Source organism: Brevundimonas sp. NIBR10 (assembly GCF_027912515.1).
In the GTDB taxonomy this organism is placed as follows: Bacteria; Pseudomonadota; Alphaproteobacteria; order Caulobacterales; family Caulobacteraceae; genus Brevundimonas.
Window position 1 is genome coordinate 3,286,750 of record NZ_CP115464.1, and the last position, 18,012, is coordinate 3,304,761.

The window sequence follows — 18,012 nt, forward strand, 5'->3', positions numbered from 1 at the left end:
TTGTCAGACTTATGCACGTCAATTGTTGCGCGGAACCGATTCCGGACGTTGTTCAGGAGGACGTTTCGTTTCTGCAGGGGCGAGGATCTCACCCCGCGCGGGCGCGCAGTTCGGCGTGACCCGCAAGGCCACGCCGAACACAGAGCGCCATGATGAAAACTACGGCGTTCCCGCCGGCGCGCCGACTGCCGCAGGACAGACGGTGTCGTTCTCGTTCGCTGCGAGCTGGACCTCGGAGATCGAAAGAGTCACCGCGTTCGATGCTCGCAAGGCGAAGGGCGTGTCGACGGCGGCCACCCTGGCTCCGGCAGCCCGCAAACACGACAGTTCCACCTTGATCATCCGCCACTCGCCCAGGGGTGCGGCGGCCAGGGTCGGGGTCAGATCGACCGAGCCCCCACCAATGGCGAGGCTGACGGTCCCGGCCGGACGAGCATCGACGCGATAGCGGAAGGACAAGGCCATCTCGCCATTGGTCTGGCGCGTCAGATCGACGGCCGGACCCTTGATCGAAACGGACGCGGGGCCCGTTCCGTTGAAGACGAACTGTCGTGCGCTTTCCTGAGCGAGATCATCGACGGCGCCCGTGGTGACATGCTTGTCCGGGCTCTCGCCATCGGCGCTGACGGCCAGTTGAGCCTCGCCTCCGGCGTCGCTGAGAACCAGAGTCCATGGCGCGACCAGCTTCCCGTCGACCAGGTACCGATCCACGCTAGAGGCGCTGGCGGTCACGCCCGAGACTTCGGACAGCTGCGGAACCGATCCGGCCGCAGCATAGGTCAGGCCATAGCCATAGGCGAACTGCGGATCGTAACCCGGATCGCCGACGTTCAGCGGCGCGCCGGTCGCCAGACGCGGCCAAGAGAAGGACAATTTCCCAGTGAAGTCATGCCGCGCCTTGCCCTGGGCGTCACCGATCAGGACGTCGGCGACGCCGCCGCCTTCACTGCCGGGCAGCCAGGCCGCGACGAAGGCGTCCGACTGGTTGATCTCGGGGTTCGTCCAAAGCGGGCGGCCGGAGAGGAAGACAGACACCGTCGGAATGCCGGCGGCCTTCAGCTTGCGCAGGGTTTCCAGCGGGCCTTCCGGTCGGAAATCCAGATCCGGAACATCACCCTGGAACTCGGCATAGGGGGTCTCGCCGAAGACGACGATGGCCACGTCGGGCTTGTCGGTGAACGCGCCGTCGACGCTCAACTGAGCCGAGCCGCCGGCCTCGGTGACCGCCGCCTTTATGCCGTCCCAGATCGACTCGCCGTTCGGGAAATCGGCCTTGCTGTTGCCGGTCCCCTGCCACGTCAGGGTCCAGCCACCCGCCGCCTGACCGATGTCGTCGGCTGAACCCGCGACCAGGACCCTGGCGCCGGCGCGGATCGGCAGGACCGAGCCCTCGTTCTTGAGCAGGACCAGGGACTGACGGACGGCCTGGCGAGCCAGCGCGCGGTGTTCGGGCGATCCCAGTACCTCGAGCCGGCCTTCCACGGGCCGCTCATTGCGGAAAAGACCGGTCTTGACCTTGGCTCTCAGGATGCGCGTCACGGCCTCATCCAGACGCTGTGCCGAAATCTCGCCGGAGCGCACCTGGGCCAGGGTACTGGCATACAGCGGCTTCCAGCTGTCGGGGGCCATCAGCATGTCGATCCCGGCGTTGACGGCCAGCGCGCAGCTCTCGTTGGTGCAGCCCGGCAACTGGCCGTGGGCGTTCCAGTCGGATACCACGAAGCCGTCGAAGCCGAGCGGTCCATGCAGGACGTCGCGCAGGATGGTCGGATTGCCGGAATGCTTGACGCCGTTCCAGCTCGAGAAACTGGCCATGACCGACAGGACGCCCGCGTCGATCGCCGCCGGATAGCCCCCCAGATGGATGTCGATCAGACCCTGTTCGGAACCCTGGTAATCGCCCTGATCCGTACCGCCCTGGGTGCCGCCGTCCGCCAGGTAGTGTTTCGCGGACCCCGCGATATGCCCCGGCTCCAGCGGATGGTCCGCAGAGAGTTCGCCCTGCAAGCCCAGGGTCATCGGGCCGGCATAGGCGCGCTGGATTTCCGGCGTCTCGCCATAGCCTTCATAGGTCCGGCCCCAGCGGTCGTCGCGAGGCACGGCCAGGGTCGGACCGAAGGTCCAGTCGGCACCGGTGGCGGCGACTTCCAGCGCGGTGGCCTCGCCTATGCGACGGATCAGTTCGGGATCGCGCGCGGCCCCCAGGCCGATGTTGTGCGGAAAGATCGTCGCGCCGACGACGTTATTGTGCCCGTGGACAGCGTCGATCCCATAGATCAGGGGAATGCGCGCACCGGGTCGGTCCGCCGCTGCTGCCCTGAAGGCCCGGGCCAGATCGACCCAGGCCTGGGCGCTGGCCCGGTCATTGCCGCCGGGAGCCGAGTTTCCTCCCGCCAGAATCGATCCCAGCGGGTATGTGGCGAGGTCCGCGGGCGTGATCGAGGCGATGTCCGCCTGGATGATCTGGCCGACCTTTTCCTCGATCGTCATCCGCTTCAACAGGTCGGCGACGAAGGCCTCGGTCGCCGGGTCGCTCATCGCATCTGGCGAGGCGGCTTTCGGCCAGAGGTCCGGATGGGCCGTCGATGCCGCCGGGACGGTCGGCGACGACGCTGTCTGGGCCAGCACGACGCCCGGGCCGCACAGCGCCGAGGTCAGCATCAGGAGAGTTGTGAATGCCCGCATTGGCTTCGTCCCTTTTTACGGGCTCCTTGGCCGGATTCATCCGGCACGGTGCCACTTGTTCAACACGTCCGGACCTGCGGATTCGGACCAATCGAGATAGCGCTATCACCAAAAAAAGATCGCTGCATCAAAATTGACAGCGTTGTCACGTCAGGCGGCCTGATGCCTTGCAGCGACGGCGTTTTCCTCGCCCCGTTCGGCGTTCGCGGTCAACGCGAAATGGATGGCTTCGACCAGAGCGGCGATCTGCAACGGCTTGGCCACGCATCCGTCCATCCCGGCGGCCCGATACGATTCGGTCTGGTGGCTCATGACATTGGCGGTCAAAGCGATGATCGGTGTCCGGGTCCGGCCGGTCTCGGCCTCCATCCCGCGGATGGTGCGAGCCGCCGTCGGTCCATCCATGACGGGCATCTGTACGTCCATCAGGATGATGTCCCATTCCTGGTCGCTCCAGGCCTCAACCGCGGCGCGGCCGTCGTCGACGACCGTCAGATCGACCCCCAGCTGATGCAGGAGCGTTTTCAGGACCAGCTGATTGACCGTGTTGTCCTCGGCGGCGAGGACCTTGAGCGTCGACTCGGGTCTTGTCGCCTCTGCAGACGGCGGTGGCGTGTCGACACGCTGCTGCTCGCAACCGCGTTCAAGGGGCAGGACAATGGTGAAGGCGGTCCCCTCTCCCAGACGCGTCTCGACTCTGACAGCCCCGCCCATGAGCTTGGCCAGGTCACCGCAGATCGACAGACCCAGGCCCGTGCCGCCGAACCGGCGCGTCGTGGATGCATCGGCCTGGGTGAATTTCTCGAACAGTGAGGCCACAGCCGCCTCGCTCATGCCGATCCCGGTGTCCGATACCGTCAGAAGAAGGACCTCGCCCTCCGTATCCGCCCTGACCCGCACCTCGCCGGCCTCGGTGAATTTGAGCGCGTTGGAGATCAGGTTGTAGACGATCTGGCGAACCCTTGTCGGGTCGCCGCGCCAGACGCCGCGCGCCTGCGGCTCGGTGACCAGACCGAAGGACAGGCCCTTCTTGTTCGCCAGCGCCGTGAACGCCGCGTGTGCCCCACGCAGCAGTTCCTCCAGGTCGAAATCAATCTCTTCGAGAATCAGCTTGCCGGCCTCGATCTTGGCCAGATCCAGGATGTCGTTGAGGATCGCCAGCAGGGCTTCCCCGGACTGACGAACGACGTCCAGACGCTCGCGCTGTACCGACGACAGCGGATCAACCTCCATGGCCTGGACCATGCCGAGCACACCGTTCAGCGGGGTGCGGATTTCGTGGCTCATCATGGCCAGGAACGAGGATTTTGCGCTGTTGGCCGCCTCCGCCTCGATCTTGGCCGCGCGCAGCCGGTCGGCGATGACCTCCAGTTCCAGTGCGCGGCGCGCGGCGATGGAGACGTCGTGGGTGGTAACGACCCACCCGCCCGCGATCCGGGTGGCCACCGGGTGCAAGACCCGGCCTCCGGTCGTCCGCCACTCGGCGCTCGCCGGCTCTCCCGCCGACATGGCTGTCTGGAAACTCTTCCTGACCGATTTGGACCAGCATCCCCGCGATTGCAGGCGGTGCAGAATCTTGGACACAGGAAGGCCGGGCGACCGCATCGCCGACGGCAGTCCCAGGCCGGTCCAGAGGCGATCGTTCATGGCGACCAGACGCAGGGACTCATCCAGGATCATCAGGCCGACGTCCGCGCCGATCAGCGCAGCCTGGGCCATGTCCGCGGTCAGGCCGGTCGTGGTGGCGGACGTATCCGCTGAACCTCGGCTCATGTCGCGAACCCGGCGCGCGGGCGCAGCCAGCAGTTCCGCAGCCCCGATCAGGGCGCAGGCCGGATTGACCAGGGCCCAGGTCGACAGGCCAGTGGCGACCGGGCTCAGCCGTCCCTTGGCGTCGAAGCGAGCCCGGAAGGGACTGGTCTCGAACATCGCCTGGGCTTCCAGGACGAATCGTCCGGTCAGGAAGACACCCTGGGTCACACCGAGCGACAGGGCGGCCTGACCCGCGAAGTCACCAAGGATCCCCAGGAACTGATCCACCGACCGCGCGCAGGCTTCATCGGACCCGGTCCGGGCGTGAAGCAGCACCTCCAGCGGGGTCAGGGGCTCGCAGACCCCGCCCTCGATCTCGACCATCACTGAATGCAGGGCAGCCAGGCCGGGCCAGGATATGAGCCGTTCATACGAGACGCGGCCATGAATGATCGTCAGCCGCCGCAGCAGCTCGATCTCAAGCTCGTTCGACGGCGCGAACGCCAGGTGGCCGCCCTCGGTGTCGATGACGCGCGAGCCCGAGCCGTCGATATCGATAGCCGACACGCCCAGGCCAAAGTCGGGGCTGACAATCGCATACCGGCCCACCTCCAGCCCTTGAACCGGCGGAGCGAAGCGGCCGATCGACAGGGTGTCGCTGCGGTCCAGCCGGGTGACGCTGCGAGCCACCGCCGCCGAATCGTTGATCAGGCGTACGCCGCTGAAGCCCAGGACGGTCTCGAAATCGCGCCCCGAGAACCGCCAGCCGGACTGGGTGATCGTGACGGTGTCGGACCCGACGGGTGCGGCGACGGCCAGGCTCAGTCGGTCGGGTCGCGATCGGCCCGACGCGGACAGGAAGCTGTCCAGAGCGTCCACCGGGGTCGCAAAGCCGCTGACCGGCCGCTCGTCATAGCCTGAGAACAGCGGCCGGCCGCCCTCGAAGCCATCGAGAAACGCAAACCGACATAGTGATGGCGTGACGTCGCCGACAATTCCCAGTGCCATGGATTCCGCCCGTATCCTTTTTAACCATAAGCACCCAGTCCGGTTAAAAATGTCTGAGTAATCACAAGCCTAGGGCGAGCACTGTTGACCCGGGCGTCGCCAGGGCGGACCTTGTCCTCCCGCTGGCCGAAAGTCCGCGCCACGATCAATCTGTGCTCGGCAAGCACCCGGCGGCCTCGTCGCCAATGCCTCAGGAACCGCCCCTTGATGACGTCATCCAGACGCTCACCCGGATATCTTGCCCTGTACGCGCTCGCCTATGGCGGCGGGGCTGTCCTGTATGTTCCCCTGCTGACGCTTTTGCTGCCGCTGAAGGCCGAGCTCATTCGGCCGGACGACAAGCTGGCCTTGTTGGCCCTGATCACCGTCGGGGGTGCGCTGGCGGCCAGCGTCAGCAATATCGTCGTCGGCCACCTCAGCGATCGCAGCGTGCGGCTGGGCAAGGGACGTCGCCGATGGGTCGGAGCGGGCCTTGTGCTGACACTGCTGGCGCTCGCCGCAGTCTGGGCCAGCCGTTCGGCGATCGAACTGGCGGCGGCAATGATCGCCTTCCAGCTTGCCCTGAACATCCTGCTGGCCCCCTTGGTCGCCCTGGCCGCAGACGAGGTGCCGGATGCGCAAAAGGGGCTGCTGGGCGGGCTGATCGGCGCGGCCTATCCGTTTGGAGCCCTGGCCGCCGTCGTCGTCACCGCCCCGGCCGGCCTGACGGAGGGACTTCAACTGGCACTGGTCGGCGGGGCTGGCGCGCTGGCGATCCTGCCCTTCCTGTTCCTGCGCGCCCCGACGCCGGAGCAGCCGGAAGCCATCGCGCCGTCGAGCCGCACAGTCGGGCGGGTGCGAAACCTCGTCACGGTCACCGCGTCCCGCTGGCTGGTGCAGATGGCCAGCCTGATCCTGTTCGCCTTCTTCCTCTTCTATTTCCAGAGCGTCGATCATGGCGACGCGCACCTGTCATCACGCGACCTCGCGGGCCGCATCGCCTGGCTTCCCGGCGTAGCTGCGGTCCTGAGCGTTCCGCTCGCCATCTTTCTGGGCCGTCTGTCGGACCGAACCGGATCGCGGCGGTCCCTGCTGGCCGGCAATGCGGCGGTCGCCGTGGTGGGCCTTGCCGTCATGGCCGCATTTCCCCGGTGGGAGCCGGCTGCTCTGGGCTACCTGCTGTTCGCCTGTTCGAGCGGTGTCTTCCTGGCCCTGCAGACCACCTACGCCATGCGGATTCTGCCCTCCCCGGACCATCGGGGGCGGGATCTCGGCTTCGTGAACCTCGCCAACACCGTTCCCAGCATCTTCGGCCCTTGGCTGACCGTGACCGTCGTGACGGCCGGTGGCTTTCGCCCCCTGATGTTGATCCTCGCCACGATCACCGCCCTGGCGGGATTGCTGATGCTGGTGGTCAGGGAACCGGCGACCGCTGTGGATCAGACCTCTTCGCGGCAATAGCTTTCGACGAAGGCCTGGTGCTTGGGCAGCGCCGTGACAGCCCGGTCGATGGAGCCCTTCAGGTCGCTCAGGGCCTTGGTCAACTGGTCGTCCGGGATCAGCTCGGCCATCCGATGGTGACCGCGTGGTCGAACCTCCTGCCCGAACAGCACCTGCATCCAGGATGCGACCCGAAACAGGTCGTCCGGCGACTGGTAGGCCTGGGCGCTTTCCTCGAACAGCGCGATCCGTTCGACCAGGGTCGACGGCACCGACATCTCGCGCTGACGCAGCCAGAAGGGCTCGGGCCGATCGTTCAGGTGGTAGTGCAGGATGATGAAATCGCGAATCCCCTCCAGTTCGGCGCGGGACTGGGCGTTGAAGCGCGAGACCACAGCCGGACTGATGCCGTCGAACGGGAACTGCTGCATCAGCCGGGTCAACCCCGTCATGATCAGGTGGATGCTGGTGGACTCCAGCGGCTCCACGAACCCGGCGGCGAGGCTCAGCGCGATGCAATTGCCCTCCCAGGCGCGCATGCGCCGACCCGTCCTGAACCGGATCAGCCCCGGCTCGATCAGCCGCTCGCCATCCAGCGAACCCAGCAGCCGCGCATGGGCCTCGTCATCCGACAGATGATCCGACGCATAGACCAGGCCGTTGCCGACACGGTGCTGCAGCGGGATGCGCCAGCGCCAGCCGGCGTCATGGGCGATGGCCCGCGTATAGGGCACGGCCGGGCCGGTCGAAGTCGTCTGCACCGCCAGCGCGCGGTTGGTGGGCAGCCACTCGCCCCAGTCCTCGAACCCTACGCCCAGGGCGTCGCCGATCAGCAGGGCGCGGAAGCCCGTGCAGTCCAGGAACAGATCGCCCTCGATCCGCTGACCATCGGCAAGCACCAGGGCCTCGATCAAACCGCCCTCGGCGTCACGCTCAACACGCGAGATCCGGCCTTCCACCCGCTTCAGCCCAACGGACTCGCTGCGGGCACGCAGGAACCGGGCATAGCGCCCGGCGTCCAGGTGATAGGCATAGTTCAGCCGCCCCTCGGGCCCGGTCATGAATTTGTCGGCGTCGGCCGCCTGGTGCTCGAAACAGTATTCGCCCAGATCACCGGCCAGACCGCGCCTGCGCGCATCGAGCCAGAAATGCTGGAAATCGCCCATCCAAGTCGACTTCCCGACGTCGCCGAAGGAGTGGATGTAGCGCGAACCCTCACGGCTCCAGTTCTCGAACGAGATCCCCAGCTTGAAGGTGGCCCCCGTCGTGCGCATGAACTCACGCTCGTCCAGCCCCATCAGGGCGTGAAAGGACCGCACCGTGGGAATGGTCGATTCACCGACGCCGACCGTGCCGATCTCCTCGGACTCGACCAGGGTCACGTCGATCAGCGGCCCCAGCTGACGGGTCAGGACGGCGGCGGCCAGCCAGCCGGCCGTTCCGCCGCCTGCGATCACCACCCGGGTCTTTCGCTGGTCCATGGTCGGCCCTCCTATCGATTGAGTTTTTGCAGGACGCGGGCGCGCAACCGCCGGGCCGCCCGCTCGTCCAGCGCTGCAAGATCGCCGCGCGCGGCCTCAGGCAGGTGCCCCGACGCCTTGTCGGGGTCACCGAAGACGTAGAAGTCGAACAGAGACTTCCACGCGGCCTTCTCCCCCTCGGGGCGGCCACGCAGGCTCAGCAGGCCGTGCGTCAGGGTCGTCATCGGCGTGTCCATGAAGGCCGGCGCCGCGTTCCACCAGTAATTGATCATGGCGTTGAAATCGTCCAGCGCCTCGACATTGTGCCACCACAGGGCCGGGTAGAAGAGCACATCCCCCGGTTCCAGCTCGGCCACCTCACCGGCCTCGGCGGCCAGGGCGAAGCGCGGGAACCGGTCCAGATCGGGCGCGGACGGATCGACCAGGCTGACGACCTGCCCCCCCGGCGTCGGCTCGAGCGGACCGGGGTAGAGGTTCTCGATCTGATCAGGCGGAAACAGGGTGAACCGGCGCCGTCCCACCAGGCAGCACGCCAGATTGTTCGACATGTCGAAATGGGTCGCCGCCGTGGTCCGGTTGCCCATCCAGATGCTGACCACAGGCGGGTCGCGCCCGTCATCACCGGACGCCGGAAAGACCAGCCGGTTCTCCTGACCGAGCCCCGGCAGATAGGTGTCCAGATCGGTCGACCCGACATAGACCGACGGTGACCGGTCGGTTCCGATCAGGGTCAGGGCGAAATCCAGATAGGCGCCGAGCGGCACCCGCTGGGCGTCGAAATTCAGCGCCTGGAGATCATCCCGGTAGAAGTACCGCCCGCCGATCTCGGGCGCTCCGGTGTAGCCCACGACCGGTCGGCCGGCGTCGAAACCCTTCAGATAGGCGACGGCGTCGTGCGGCCCTGCACGGCCGGCCCGGGCCAGCGGCCAGTCCCTTGCCAGTCCCCTGAGGATCACAGGCTGTTGCGCCGCCAGCAGGCCGTCCATATCGACCATCGAGCCGGGCACCGTCTCCACGACCCGGGTCCGCCGCGTCACTCGACCGACATTTGCGGCGGCTTCACTCATTGGATGCCTTTGGCCGTCTTGAGCGCGATCAGGTGTTCGATGTTGCCGAGTGAGGACACCGCCTGGATCGCCACAGCCAGCCACCCGGCGCGGTGGAGGGTCTCCAGCGCCGCGCCGTCCAGCCGGTCCAGACGCTCCCGCGAAAGGGAATGCACGCCGTCGAGGTCGTAGCGGTCGCCCTCCCCGACCGTGATGTCGATGGCGACCGGCTCGACCAGTCCCGCGGCTTCGAAGGCCGCAAACATCGACGCCTCGCGCTCCAGGCCGTCATAGACGACCGATAGCGCATCGCTGGCCCGGTCGAGACAGGGGGCCGCCCCGCCGTGCCGCAGGAATACGGGGTCACCTGCGCCGTCCTTCAAACGCGGATGATCGAGATCGACATTGATCTTCGCCTCACGCCCGGATCCATCCGACGCGGCCTGCAGGCCGATCGAGAACGGTCCCCGACGATGGGCGGCCGGTACATAGCGCGCGCGCCATGTCTCGCCGTCCAGAAAGAGGTTCTCGTCCCGCTCCAGCCCCAGCAACACGACGGAATAATAGGTCCCCGCAGCGTCCCGGCGGAACAGGATCGGATACTCGCGTTGCAAAGCCTCGAACTCGGCCGGGAAGACCCGTGTCTGGTTCACGGCATCGCCGAACTCGGCCCCGTATCCTCCACGGACCCGCAGGTCGGCGTGGTCGATATTGTTCAGAAGCACGATACTCGTCACAGGCGCACCCTCGTCGGCCGTGGAGGATGATCGCGTCCACGCCGCGTGGCAATCGGACGGGGCGACCAAAAAAAAGGGGCCGCCGACGAGCGGCGGCCCCAGAACCGTATGCGATCGGGTCAGAAGCGCATGCGGGCGCCGAGGAGGTAGCGCGGTTTCAGCTCCTGGGCGAACCAGAGGTTCGTCTCGTCACGGCCGTGGGTTCTCACCGTCTCGCTGGTCAGGTTGATGCCTTCGAACGAGATGGCGATGTTCTCATTCACGTCGTAGCTGACGTTCATGTCCAGGGTACCGAAGGGTTCGGTGAACACCGGGTTCCTGTCGCCACCGCCGCGGTTGGTCTCGCTGAGGTACTTATCGCGCCAGTTGTAGGCGACGCGGGCGGAGAAACCGTACTTGTCGTAGATCAGCGTCACGTTGCCGCTGTTCGACAGACCCAGCAGAGCGAACTGGTCGATGCTGGGGCTGGCGCCGACATCGATGTCCACGTCGCCGTTGACGATCGTATAGGAGCCGGCGATGCCGAAGCCGGTGTCGCCCAGGAAGTACTGACCGGCGAACTCGAAGCCGTTGATGTTGGCTTCCTGCTGGTTGACCGGTTGAGCCACCGAGACCTGGAACAGCGGATCGTTGGCATCGGCCGTGATATCGACCGCAGCCAGGGTCGAGTCGACGAAGGCCTGGTTCAGCGACCGGTTCGGACCGGTGCGCTGGGCCTCGAACTGGGCGGTCGCGGCTGCGACGTTGCCGTTGTTCTGGATCAGAAGCGCTGTGTAGGTGAACAGGTTGACGTCCGAGATGTCGGCGCCGAGCGTGGTCAACTGCGTGCGGGCCGTGCCGGACCGCGAACCGGCGGCTCCCGACGACGGGTCACGCAGGCCGAACAGGTTCCGCGTGAACTGACCCTGGCCGATGAAGTTGCGAACCTGCTTGTCGAAATAGCCGATCGAAACATAGCTGGACGGGGCGAAATACCACTCCGCCGAGAAGTCGATGTTGTCCGACAGCAGCGGCTGCAGGTTCGGGTTGCCCGAGTTGCCGGTTGCGACGCCACCGATCGCCGTCGGACGTCCCGGCGCATTGATCGTGCTGGCCGCGAACAGGTTGCCGAAGTCAGGACGGGCCAGGGTACGGCCGAACGATGCGCGCAGCTTGACGTCTTCGCGAGGCTCGATCGAGAAGTCCAGGGCCGGCAGCCAGTAGTCATAGCTGCCCGTGCCGCTGATGGGCTGGACCTGGGCACCCACGATACGGGTGAAGTCGTTGTCGGCGGTCCAGCGGATCTCGGTCGGAACGGCGACCAGCGAGGTCGACAGAACGTCCGTCGATTCGTAGCGGATGCCCGCCGTCATCGACGCCGGCATGGCACCGATCTCGCCGTCCCAGGACATCTGTCCGAACACGGCCCAGGTCTCTTCTTCAACGGTGTTGAAGTCCTGACCGGTGATCGAGTTCGCATTGCCCGGCTCGACGGTGTTGTTGAGCGGGCTCCGGTCGCGGGCATAGACCGCCGACAGAGCGTTGTAGATGTCGACCGCGTTGCCGCGGAAGCCGACCAGCGACGCACCGGTGGCACCGGGATTGAAGCTGTCGAACTGGCAGGTGATGCAGAACTCTTCCAGCAGGCCAGCCGCGAAGCGATTGACGTCGCCCGGGTTGGTGATGCCCCAGTCGCCCAGTGTCTGTTGGGTCTGGGTACGCTGGCTCGTCATCTCGGAGTTGATGTAGTTCCCGCCGAAGTCGAACCGGCTGCCGCCGCCGAAGTCATAGGTGCCGACGGCGTGGAGTTCCTTGATCTCCTGACGCTGTTGCGAGGCGTTGGTCCGCGCGATCTGCGAACCGATATCGCCGATGTCGAGGCGGCCGTTGTTGTTGCCGCGCAGCGCATCGTTGATGGTCATGGTCTGGACCGGGAAGCCGCTCGAGTAATCGACCGAGTGAGCGGCCACGACCGGGGCACCCATGCTGATCAGCGTCGACGACGTGCCGTTCGGCGCGTCGGGCAGGCTCTCGGCCGTCGACATGTGACCGTCGATGTTGATCGAGAAATTGTCCGTCAGATCCCATTCCGCGTTCAGGCCGAACGACTCGATGGTGTCCTTGGTCGCGCGATACTGTTGCTCGAAGCCGGTGTCCTTGACGCCGTTGATGTTCTCCTGGAGCAGGACCGTGGTGGCGACGGCGGGGTTGGTATCGAACGTCACCTGGCGGAAGGGACGGTTGAACCAGTTGGTCTGGTCGGACCGGGCCTCTGTTGTGCTGTTCTGGGCGTACAGAACGTCGGCCGTCAGGGTCAGGGTGTCCATCGGACGCCACTGGAACACGGCCTGGCCGTTGATCCGCTCGCGGGTCGATTCCGAGAAGTGGTAGCGGCTGTCGTTCGGAACCGCGATCAGCTGGTTCGTGGACGGACGGTTGGTGACCGTCGTCTGGGCGTTGACGAAGCCGTTGGCCGGATCGAGGAAGACGTCGCGGGTGCGGATGTTCCAGGCGTTGGACGTGGCGCTGGCGGCGGCGCTGTCGCGGCTCTGGTAGCTTCCGAAGACCTGAACGCCGAACTTCTGATTGTCGTCGGTCCAGCTCAGCAGGCCGGAGGCTTCGGGCGTGATCTCATCGCCGCGATCGACGCTGGTGTCGGCGACGGCCTTGACGCCGAAGCTGCCTTGCAGGCCGGATTCGCGGTTGTCGAGCGGCCGGCGGGTCACGACGTTGATCGTGGCACCGATACCGCCCGAGGGCATTTCGGCGCGGCCGGTCTTGTAGACCTCGAGGCGGCCGACGGCTTCGGAAGCGATGTTGGAGAAGTCGAACGAGCGGCTGGTCGCCGTCGCGAAGTCGACGTTCTGGTCGCCGCCGACGGCGACGACGTTCGCGGTCGGCATCTGCCTGCCGTTCAGGGTGACGAGGTTGAAGCCGCCGCCGAAGCCGCGAACCGTCACTTCGGAGCCTTCGCCGTTGACGCGGTTGATCGACACGCCGCTGACGCGCTGGAGCGACTCGGCCAGGTTGGTGTCGGGGAACTTGCCGATGTCTTCGGCGGAAATGGCGTCCACGACGCCCGACGAGTTGCGCTTGATGTCCATCGCCCGATCCAGGCTTGCCCGGACCCCCGTGACGATGATTTCATCCAGGGCCGTCGCGTCCGGTTGCTGCCCGGCAGGCGTGGTCTGGGCCATCGCGGCGGCCGGCAGCATCAGGCCGGTCATCAGCGCGAGAGCTGAACTCGAGCGCGCAAGCGTCTTTATGAACGTCATTTCCCTCATGTTTCCCTCCGCGTCGGCTGAGCCGACGTCTGTTTTATTCGGCGGCGTTTGTGCCACTCGCAGGCTAGAAATCGGCCAGTTGTCGCACGTTGTCAATGGCGATTATGTTAGCGCTATCGGAATGGTGTCCCAAATGTGGTTCAAGCTCCACGCTGGACCCGGCCCGCGCAAGCGGCTAGCCGTGAATCACGGGCAACAGCGCCAGAAGGACCGGCAGAATTGGTGAAGGAGATACGGCGCGCGACCATTGTCGATGTCGGCTTGAAGGCCGGTGTGTCGATCAAGACCGTGTCGCGGGTCTTCAACGACGCTCCGAACGTCAGCGCTGCGGTCAGGGAACGTGTGCGCGAGGCGGCCCAGGAACTCGACTATCATCCCAATGTCTTCGCCCAGGGACTGGTCCGACGCCGCTCGCACCTGATCGGCCTTCTCTACGAGAATCCCTCCCCCAGCTACGTCGTCGAACTGCAGATGGGCGTGTTGGATCGGCTCCGGCTGGCCCACTACCGTCTTGTCGTGATCCCGGTCTCGTCGGTCCAGGATCGCGCCGCCGAAGTGGTGGGGCTGCTGCGCTCGGCGGCCCTGGACGGCGTGGTCCTGGCCCCGCCTGCATCCGATAATCCGCGCATCCTCGCCGACCTGACCGCTGCCGGAATTCGCTTCGCGCGGATCGCACCGACGCAAAACCTGGAAGCCGGCCCCAGCAATCTGATCGACGATGTCGCTGCGGGGCGTGAGATCGCCGAACATCTGCTGAGCCTGGGCCATGTCTCGATCGCGGTGATCATGGGCGATCCCACCCATGCCTCCAGCAATGCGCGCCTGACCGGCTACCGCCAGGCCTTCGACGCGGCCGGCGTCGTGCTTGACCCGCACATGATCGAGCCCGGACTGTTCACCCGCGCCAGTGGTTACGAGGCCGCGAGCCGGCTGTTCGACCGCAAGGCCGGGATGACCGCGATCCTGGCCCAGAACGACGACATGGCCGTCGGCGCCCTGATGGCGGCCCGTGAGCGCGGCCTGTCCGTCCCCGAGGATGTCTCGATCGTCGGCTTCGACGATTCGGAGGTCTCGCGAATCACATGGCCGCGCCTGACCACGATCAGGCAGCCCGTTTTCGAGATGGCCGCATCGGCCACGGACATGGTCGTCGCCCAGCTGGATGGTACGCCGGTGACCATGCGCCAGGACCATGCCCACACCCTGCTGGTCCGCGAATCTTCCGGGCTGCCCCGGCGGTGACGGCACCCATCCGGTCCGCCACTCTCGCCGTCCCCCCTCATCGCGGCTATGAAACATGATCGCCAAGGGGGAGGCCGGCTTGGATCAGAGGACGAAGCGGCGCCGCGCCGGCGGTCAGACGATCACCGATGTGGCTCGCCATGCGGGCGTTTCGCCGATGACGGTGTCCCGCGTCATCAACGGCGAAAAGAACGTCCGCGAGAGCACCCGTGAACGGGTCAGCGAGGCGATCCGCGAGCTGGGATACGCGCCCAATGCCGCCGCCCGGAACTTGGCCAGCGCCAGCGCGATCAGCGTCGGCCTACTGTATTCAAACCCCAGCGCGGCCTATCTGAGCGAGTTCCTGCTCGGCAGCCTGGATCAGTGCAGCCGCAGCGGCTTCCAGCTCGTCGTCCAGAAATGCGATACCGAAGAGGCCGAGCTGCGGGCCGTCGACCGGCTGGTCGCCGCCGGCGTCGACGGCGTGATCCTGCCGCCCCCCCTGTGCGACGCCGTCGCCATCGTCGAGGGTCTGAGACTGGCGGGATTGCCGACGGTCGTGGTTGCCACCGGCGAGCCTCCCGTGTCCGCGTCCGCCGTCCGTATCGACGACTTCCATGCCGCAGAGGCCATGACCCGCCACCTCATCGAGCGCGGCCATCGCCGGATCGGGTTCATCCGGGGACATCCCAACCAGACGGCCAGCGCCCAGCGCTACGAGGGCTATGTCGCGGCCCTGGCGGCTGAGGGAATCGCCATCGATCCCGAGCTCGTGGCCCAGGGGTTCTTCACCTATCACTCCGGTCGTGATGCGGCCGATCGCCTGTTGTCGCTCCCGGTCGCCCCGACGGCCATTTTCGCGAGCAACGACGACATGGCCGCCGCGACCATCGCGGTCGCCCATCGTCTCGGGATGGACGTGCCGCGCGACCTGACGGTGTGCGGCTTCGACGACACCGCCCTGGCCACGACCGTCTGGCCCGAGCTGACGACGATCCGCCAGCCGGTCTCGGAAATGTCGCGAAACGCGGTCCTGCTGCTGGCCGAGGCGATCCGGCGCAAGGGCTCGGGCCAGGCCGCCAAGCCCGTCGACGAGATCATGCCCTATCACCTGATCCTTCGCCAATCCGACGCCCCCCCTGCCCGCCTGGGGTCAAAGCCTGCGAAATCGAAGGCGGCGAAGGCCGGCGAAGCCTGAGGCTCAACCCGTCCTGCAAAGCCGATCAAGGTCGGCCGGAATCACGGAGCCCCGCGGTTCACCGGCAAAGGACGGCAAGCCGAGCTGAACCGTCCCAAGCGGCACCTGCGCGTCACCGGCGTAGAAGGGGTCGGCCTGCGCCTGTTCAAGCGTCACGAAGGTCGCCCCGTCGCGGCGGTACTGGTCGAGCAGCTTCGGCAGCATACGGGCGTCGAACGCCCCGATATGCATCAGCAGCACATAGGGGATGTCGCGCCCCAGGGCCGCCTTCGACCGGGCACGGGCCTGGATCAGGCTGGCGCGCGCGGACGCCAGAAAGCTGGCCTCCAGCCGCTCGATGGCCTCGGCGTCTCCCTTGTCGGCACAACGGGCATAGGGCTCGTTCCAGGCATAGTCGTCGAAGCTCAGCGTGACGCTGGCCACGCGATAACCTCGCCCGGATAGAAAGCGCCTGACGTCCGAACGCGCCTCAGCCGTCCCGCCCTCATACAGGTACGGATAGCGGAACCAGCGCCAGTCCGCCTCGCCCATCACAGCCGCCAGAAGGGGCTCGTTCAGTTCGACCTCGGCCTTGAAGGGCGCGCGATCCTCATCATCGAGCCGCATATGGGTCCAGGTGTGGTTTCCCAGCGGATGCCCCGCCGCCCGCCACAGCGCCAGCACGCGTCCGCTTTCAGGATCGGCGACCACCGATCCCCCGTTGATGAACCCATAGCTCGGCGGAGCGTCCGCCTCGTCGAGCGCTGCGATCACCCGAGCGGCCACACCCACCCGCGTCTCACCCTTCGGCAGCGCGCTGTGTGACGGCAGATCGTCGAAGGTCAGGGCGATCTGCTGCGCGGCCGCCGTCAGAGGCGCCGCCCCGGCGACAAGGGCGGCCATGGCCGTGATGAAGCGGGCGATCGGTCGTTTCATGGCTGCTGGATCCTGGACATGACTTCGGCGGCCGCGTCCGCCATCGCGCGATACCCGGCGATCGACGGGTGCAGACCGTCGTTGTCGACCTCGGGCCGCAACCGGCTCGGATCGGCCGGATCGCGCATCACGGCGTCGAAATCGATGACGGCGTCGAAATGGCCCGGCGTCCGTATCCAGGCATTGAGCGCATTCCGGCTGGCCTCGGTCTCCGCCGGCGGACGATAATAGTCCGAGCCGCTGAACGGCGTGATCGTCGCCCCGATCGCCACGATGCCCCGTGCCCGGGCCCGCTCGACCATCTGGGCATAGGCGGCGGTGACCGAATGCACGAGGTCGGCGTGCTGCTGGGGGCTGGCCGATCTTTCGCGGGTCAGGCCGCCGAGGTCATTCACCCCCTCCATGATGATGAACCAGCCGACGCCCGTCTGGCCCAGAACATCGCGCTCGAACCGTGCCAGGGCGTTCGGCCCCAGCCCATCCAGCAGCACCCGGTTGCCCCCGAGCCCGTGATTCAGGACCGAGAATCGCGCGGTCGCGGGCGAGGCCTGAAGCCGCTGAGCGAAACCGTCCGTCCACCGCGTATTGCTGTTCGCCGCCACGCCATAGCCGTCGGTGATCGAATCCCCGATGACCGCGATCGCCACCCGATCGCCGCCGCCCAGCACATCCACACCCGACAGATTGTACCAGTGATCGACACGCAGGGCGTCGGGCAGATCGGCGGCTCCCGCGACGTCACCCTTGGCGACATAGGAGGTGGCCCGCGACCCCGGGTGGCTCGTCTGGACCGAAGGCATCGATGCAAAATGCAGGCTGACGGCGAGGCTGTCGAAGGCCGAGACCTCCAGCGCCAGCGGGTCGGACGTGACCTCCGCCCCGGCCGGGATGGTCACGCCGGGTCGTCCGGCGAAACTCAGGGCACGATCGGTCGCGGGATCGATGGCGGGTCCGCCGACGGCGACCGGGCTGGCGACCCGTGCAGATGTGATCACCAGCGGCGTCACCCCGAACACATTCGACACCCGAACCCTGACCTGTGAACCGCCCAGCGTCAGGCGCACGATCTGGCGAAGCGTTGCATCGTCCAGCGCACCGGCGGGCAAGGCATTGTTGGGCTCCGGCACCTGCTGGGACGAGGCCCAGGCCCCGACCCATCGCTCCGTCGGTGCCGACGCCTGTGCCGACGCCGACCCGACGCCCAGCATCAGGCACAGCAGCCCGATGCTCAGGCCAACCAGCCATGCGCGCGCATTGAACAGGGGCATCGAGGCCTTCCTCCGGTCA

The 18,012-nt window shown here is 66.7% G+C and carries 11 protein-coding genes; 3 read left to right on the forward strand and 8 right to left on the reverse strand.

Going from position 1 to position 18,012, the window contains the following annotated elements; genetic code table 11:
• Window positions 1-159: 159 nt before the first annotated feature.
• Together O5K39_RS16105 and O5K39_RS16110 are read right to left on the reverse strand one after the other, a co-directional pair.
• Window positions 160-2,685 carry a glycoside hydrolase family 3 N-terminal domain-containing protein gene (locus O5K39_RS16105; RefSeq protein WP_271144615.1) on the reverse strand — a complete coding sequence of 842 codons (2,526 nt, stop codon included), beginning with the start codon at window positions 2,683-2,685 and terminating at the stop codon, window positions 160-162.
• 150 nt (window positions 2,686-2,835) lie between these two features.
• A complete protein-coding gene (locus tag O5K39_RS16110) occupies window positions 2,836-5,445 on the reverse strand; it encodes a glucokinase (RefSeq protein ID WP_271144616.1) in 2,610 nt (869 codons plus the stop codon).
• A gap of 207 nt (window positions 5,446-5,652) precedes the next feature.
• Between O5K39_RS16110 and O5K39_RS16115 the strand changes: the two genes are divergently transcribed.
• Window positions 5,653-6,885 carry an MFS transporter gene (locus tag O5K39_RS16115; RefSeq protein WP_271144617.1) on the forward strand — a complete coding sequence of 411 codons (1,233 nt, stop codon included), beginning with the start codon at window positions 5,653-5,655 and terminating at the stop codon, window positions 6,883-6,885.
• Here the strand turns inward: O5K39_RS16115 and O5K39_RS16120 are convergent.
• The 4 genes from O5K39_RS16120 to O5K39_RS16135 all read right to left on the reverse strand — a co-directional run bounded on the left by O5K39_RS16120 (window position 6,864) and on the right by O5K39_RS16135 (window position 13,304).
• Complete coding sequence (locus O5K39_RS16120; RefSeq protein ID WP_271144618.1) at window positions 6,864-8,345, reverse strand: tryptophan halogenase family protein; 1,482 nt, start codon at window positions 8,343-8,345, stop codon at window positions 6,864-6,866. The two genes, O5K39_RS16115 and O5K39_RS16120, sit on opposite strands and share 22 nt — an antisense overlap.
• An 11-nt stretch (window positions 8,346-8,356) precedes the next feature.
• On the reverse strand, window positions 8,357-9,412 hold the full coding sequence (locus O5K39_RS16125; protein WP_271144619.1) for a cupin-like domain-containing protein: 1,056 nt from the start codon (window positions 9,410-9,412) through the stop codon (window positions 8,357-8,359).
• Window positions 9,409-10,128 (reverse strand): SapC family protein, encoded by a 720-nt coding sequence (locus O5K39_RS16130; protein WP_271144620.1) that lies wholly within the window; start codon window positions 10,126-10,128, stop codon window positions 9,409-9,411. The genes O5K39_RS16125 and O5K39_RS16130 overlap by 4 nt, the downstream gene beginning before the upstream one ends.
• Window positions 10,129-10,247: 119 nt before the next feature.
• Window positions 10,248-13,304 (reverse strand): TonB-dependent receptor, encoded by a 3,057-nt coding sequence (locus O5K39_RS16135; protein WP_271147179.1) that lies wholly within the window; start codon window positions 13,302-13,304, stop codon window positions 10,248-10,250.
• A 309-nt stretch (window positions 13,305-13,613) separates the two neighbouring features.
• On the opposite strand from O5K39_RS16135, the gene O5K39_RS16140 reads away from it, so the two are divergent.
• Together O5K39_RS16140 and O5K39_RS16145 are read left to right on the forward strand one after the other, a co-directional pair.
• Complete coding sequence (locus O5K39_RS16140) at window positions 13,614-14,633, forward strand: LacI family DNA-binding transcriptional regulator (protein ID WP_271147180.1); 1,020 nt, start codon at window positions 13,614-13,616, stop codon at window positions 14,631-14,633.
• A gap of 79 nt (window positions 14,634-14,712) precedes the next feature.
• Window positions 14,713-15,810, forward strand: a complete 1,098-nt coding sequence (locus O5K39_RS16145) for a LacI family DNA-binding transcriptional regulator (RefSeq protein ID WP_271144621.1) — start codon at window positions 14,713-14,715, stop codon at window positions 15,808-15,810.
• Window positions 15,811-15,813: 3 nt separating this feature from the next.
• Here the strand turns inward: O5K39_RS16145 and O5K39_RS16150 are convergent, their stop codons facing one another.
• On the reverse strand, window positions 15,814-16,725 hold the full coding sequence (locus O5K39_RS16150; protein WP_271144622.1) for a polysaccharide deacetylase family protein: 912 nt from the start codon (window positions 16,723-16,725) through the stop codon (window positions 15,814-15,816).
• Window positions 16,722-17,993, reverse strand: a complete 1,272-nt coding sequence (locus tag O5K39_RS16155) for an SGNH/GDSL hydrolase family protein (RefSeq protein ID WP_271144623.1) — start codon at window positions 17,991-17,993, stop codon at window positions 16,722-16,724. The genes O5K39_RS16150 and O5K39_RS16155 overlap by 4 nt, the downstream gene beginning before the upstream one ends.
• Window positions 17,994-18,012 lie beyond the last annotated feature (19 nt).

Coding starts and splice junctions, on each gene's coding strand:
- O5K39_RS16105 (WP_271144615.1), bottom strand. CDS start 2,685: ATGCGGGCATTCACAACTCTCCTGATGCTGACCTCGGCGCTGTGCGGC.
- O5K39_RS16110 (WP_271144616.1), bottom strand. CDS start 5,445: ATGGCACTGGGAATTGTCGGCGACGTCACGCCATCACTATGTCGGTTT.
- O5K39_RS16115 (WP_271144617.1), top strand. CDS start 5,653: ATGACGTCATCCAGACGCTCACCCGGATATCTTGCCCTGTACGCGCTC.
- O5K39_RS16120 (WP_271144618.1), bottom strand. CDS start 8,345: ATGGACCAGCGAAAGACCCGGGTGGTGATCGCAGGCGGCGGAACGGCC.
- O5K39_RS16125 (WP_271144619.1), bottom strand. CDS start 9,412: ATGAGTGAAGCCGCCGCAAATGTCGGTCGAGTGACGCGGCGGACCCGG.
- O5K39_RS16135 (WP_271147179.1), bottom strand. CDS start 13,304: ATGGCCCAGACCACGCCTGCCGGGCAGCAACCGGACGCGACGGCCCTG.
- O5K39_RS16150 (WP_271144622.1), bottom strand. CDS start 16,725: ATGAAACGACCGATCGCCCGCTTCATCACGGCCATGGCCGCCCTTGTC.
- O5K39_RS16155 (WP_271144623.1), bottom strand. CDS start 17,993: ATGCCCCTGTTCAATGCGCGCGCATGGCTGGTTGGCCTGAGCATCGGG.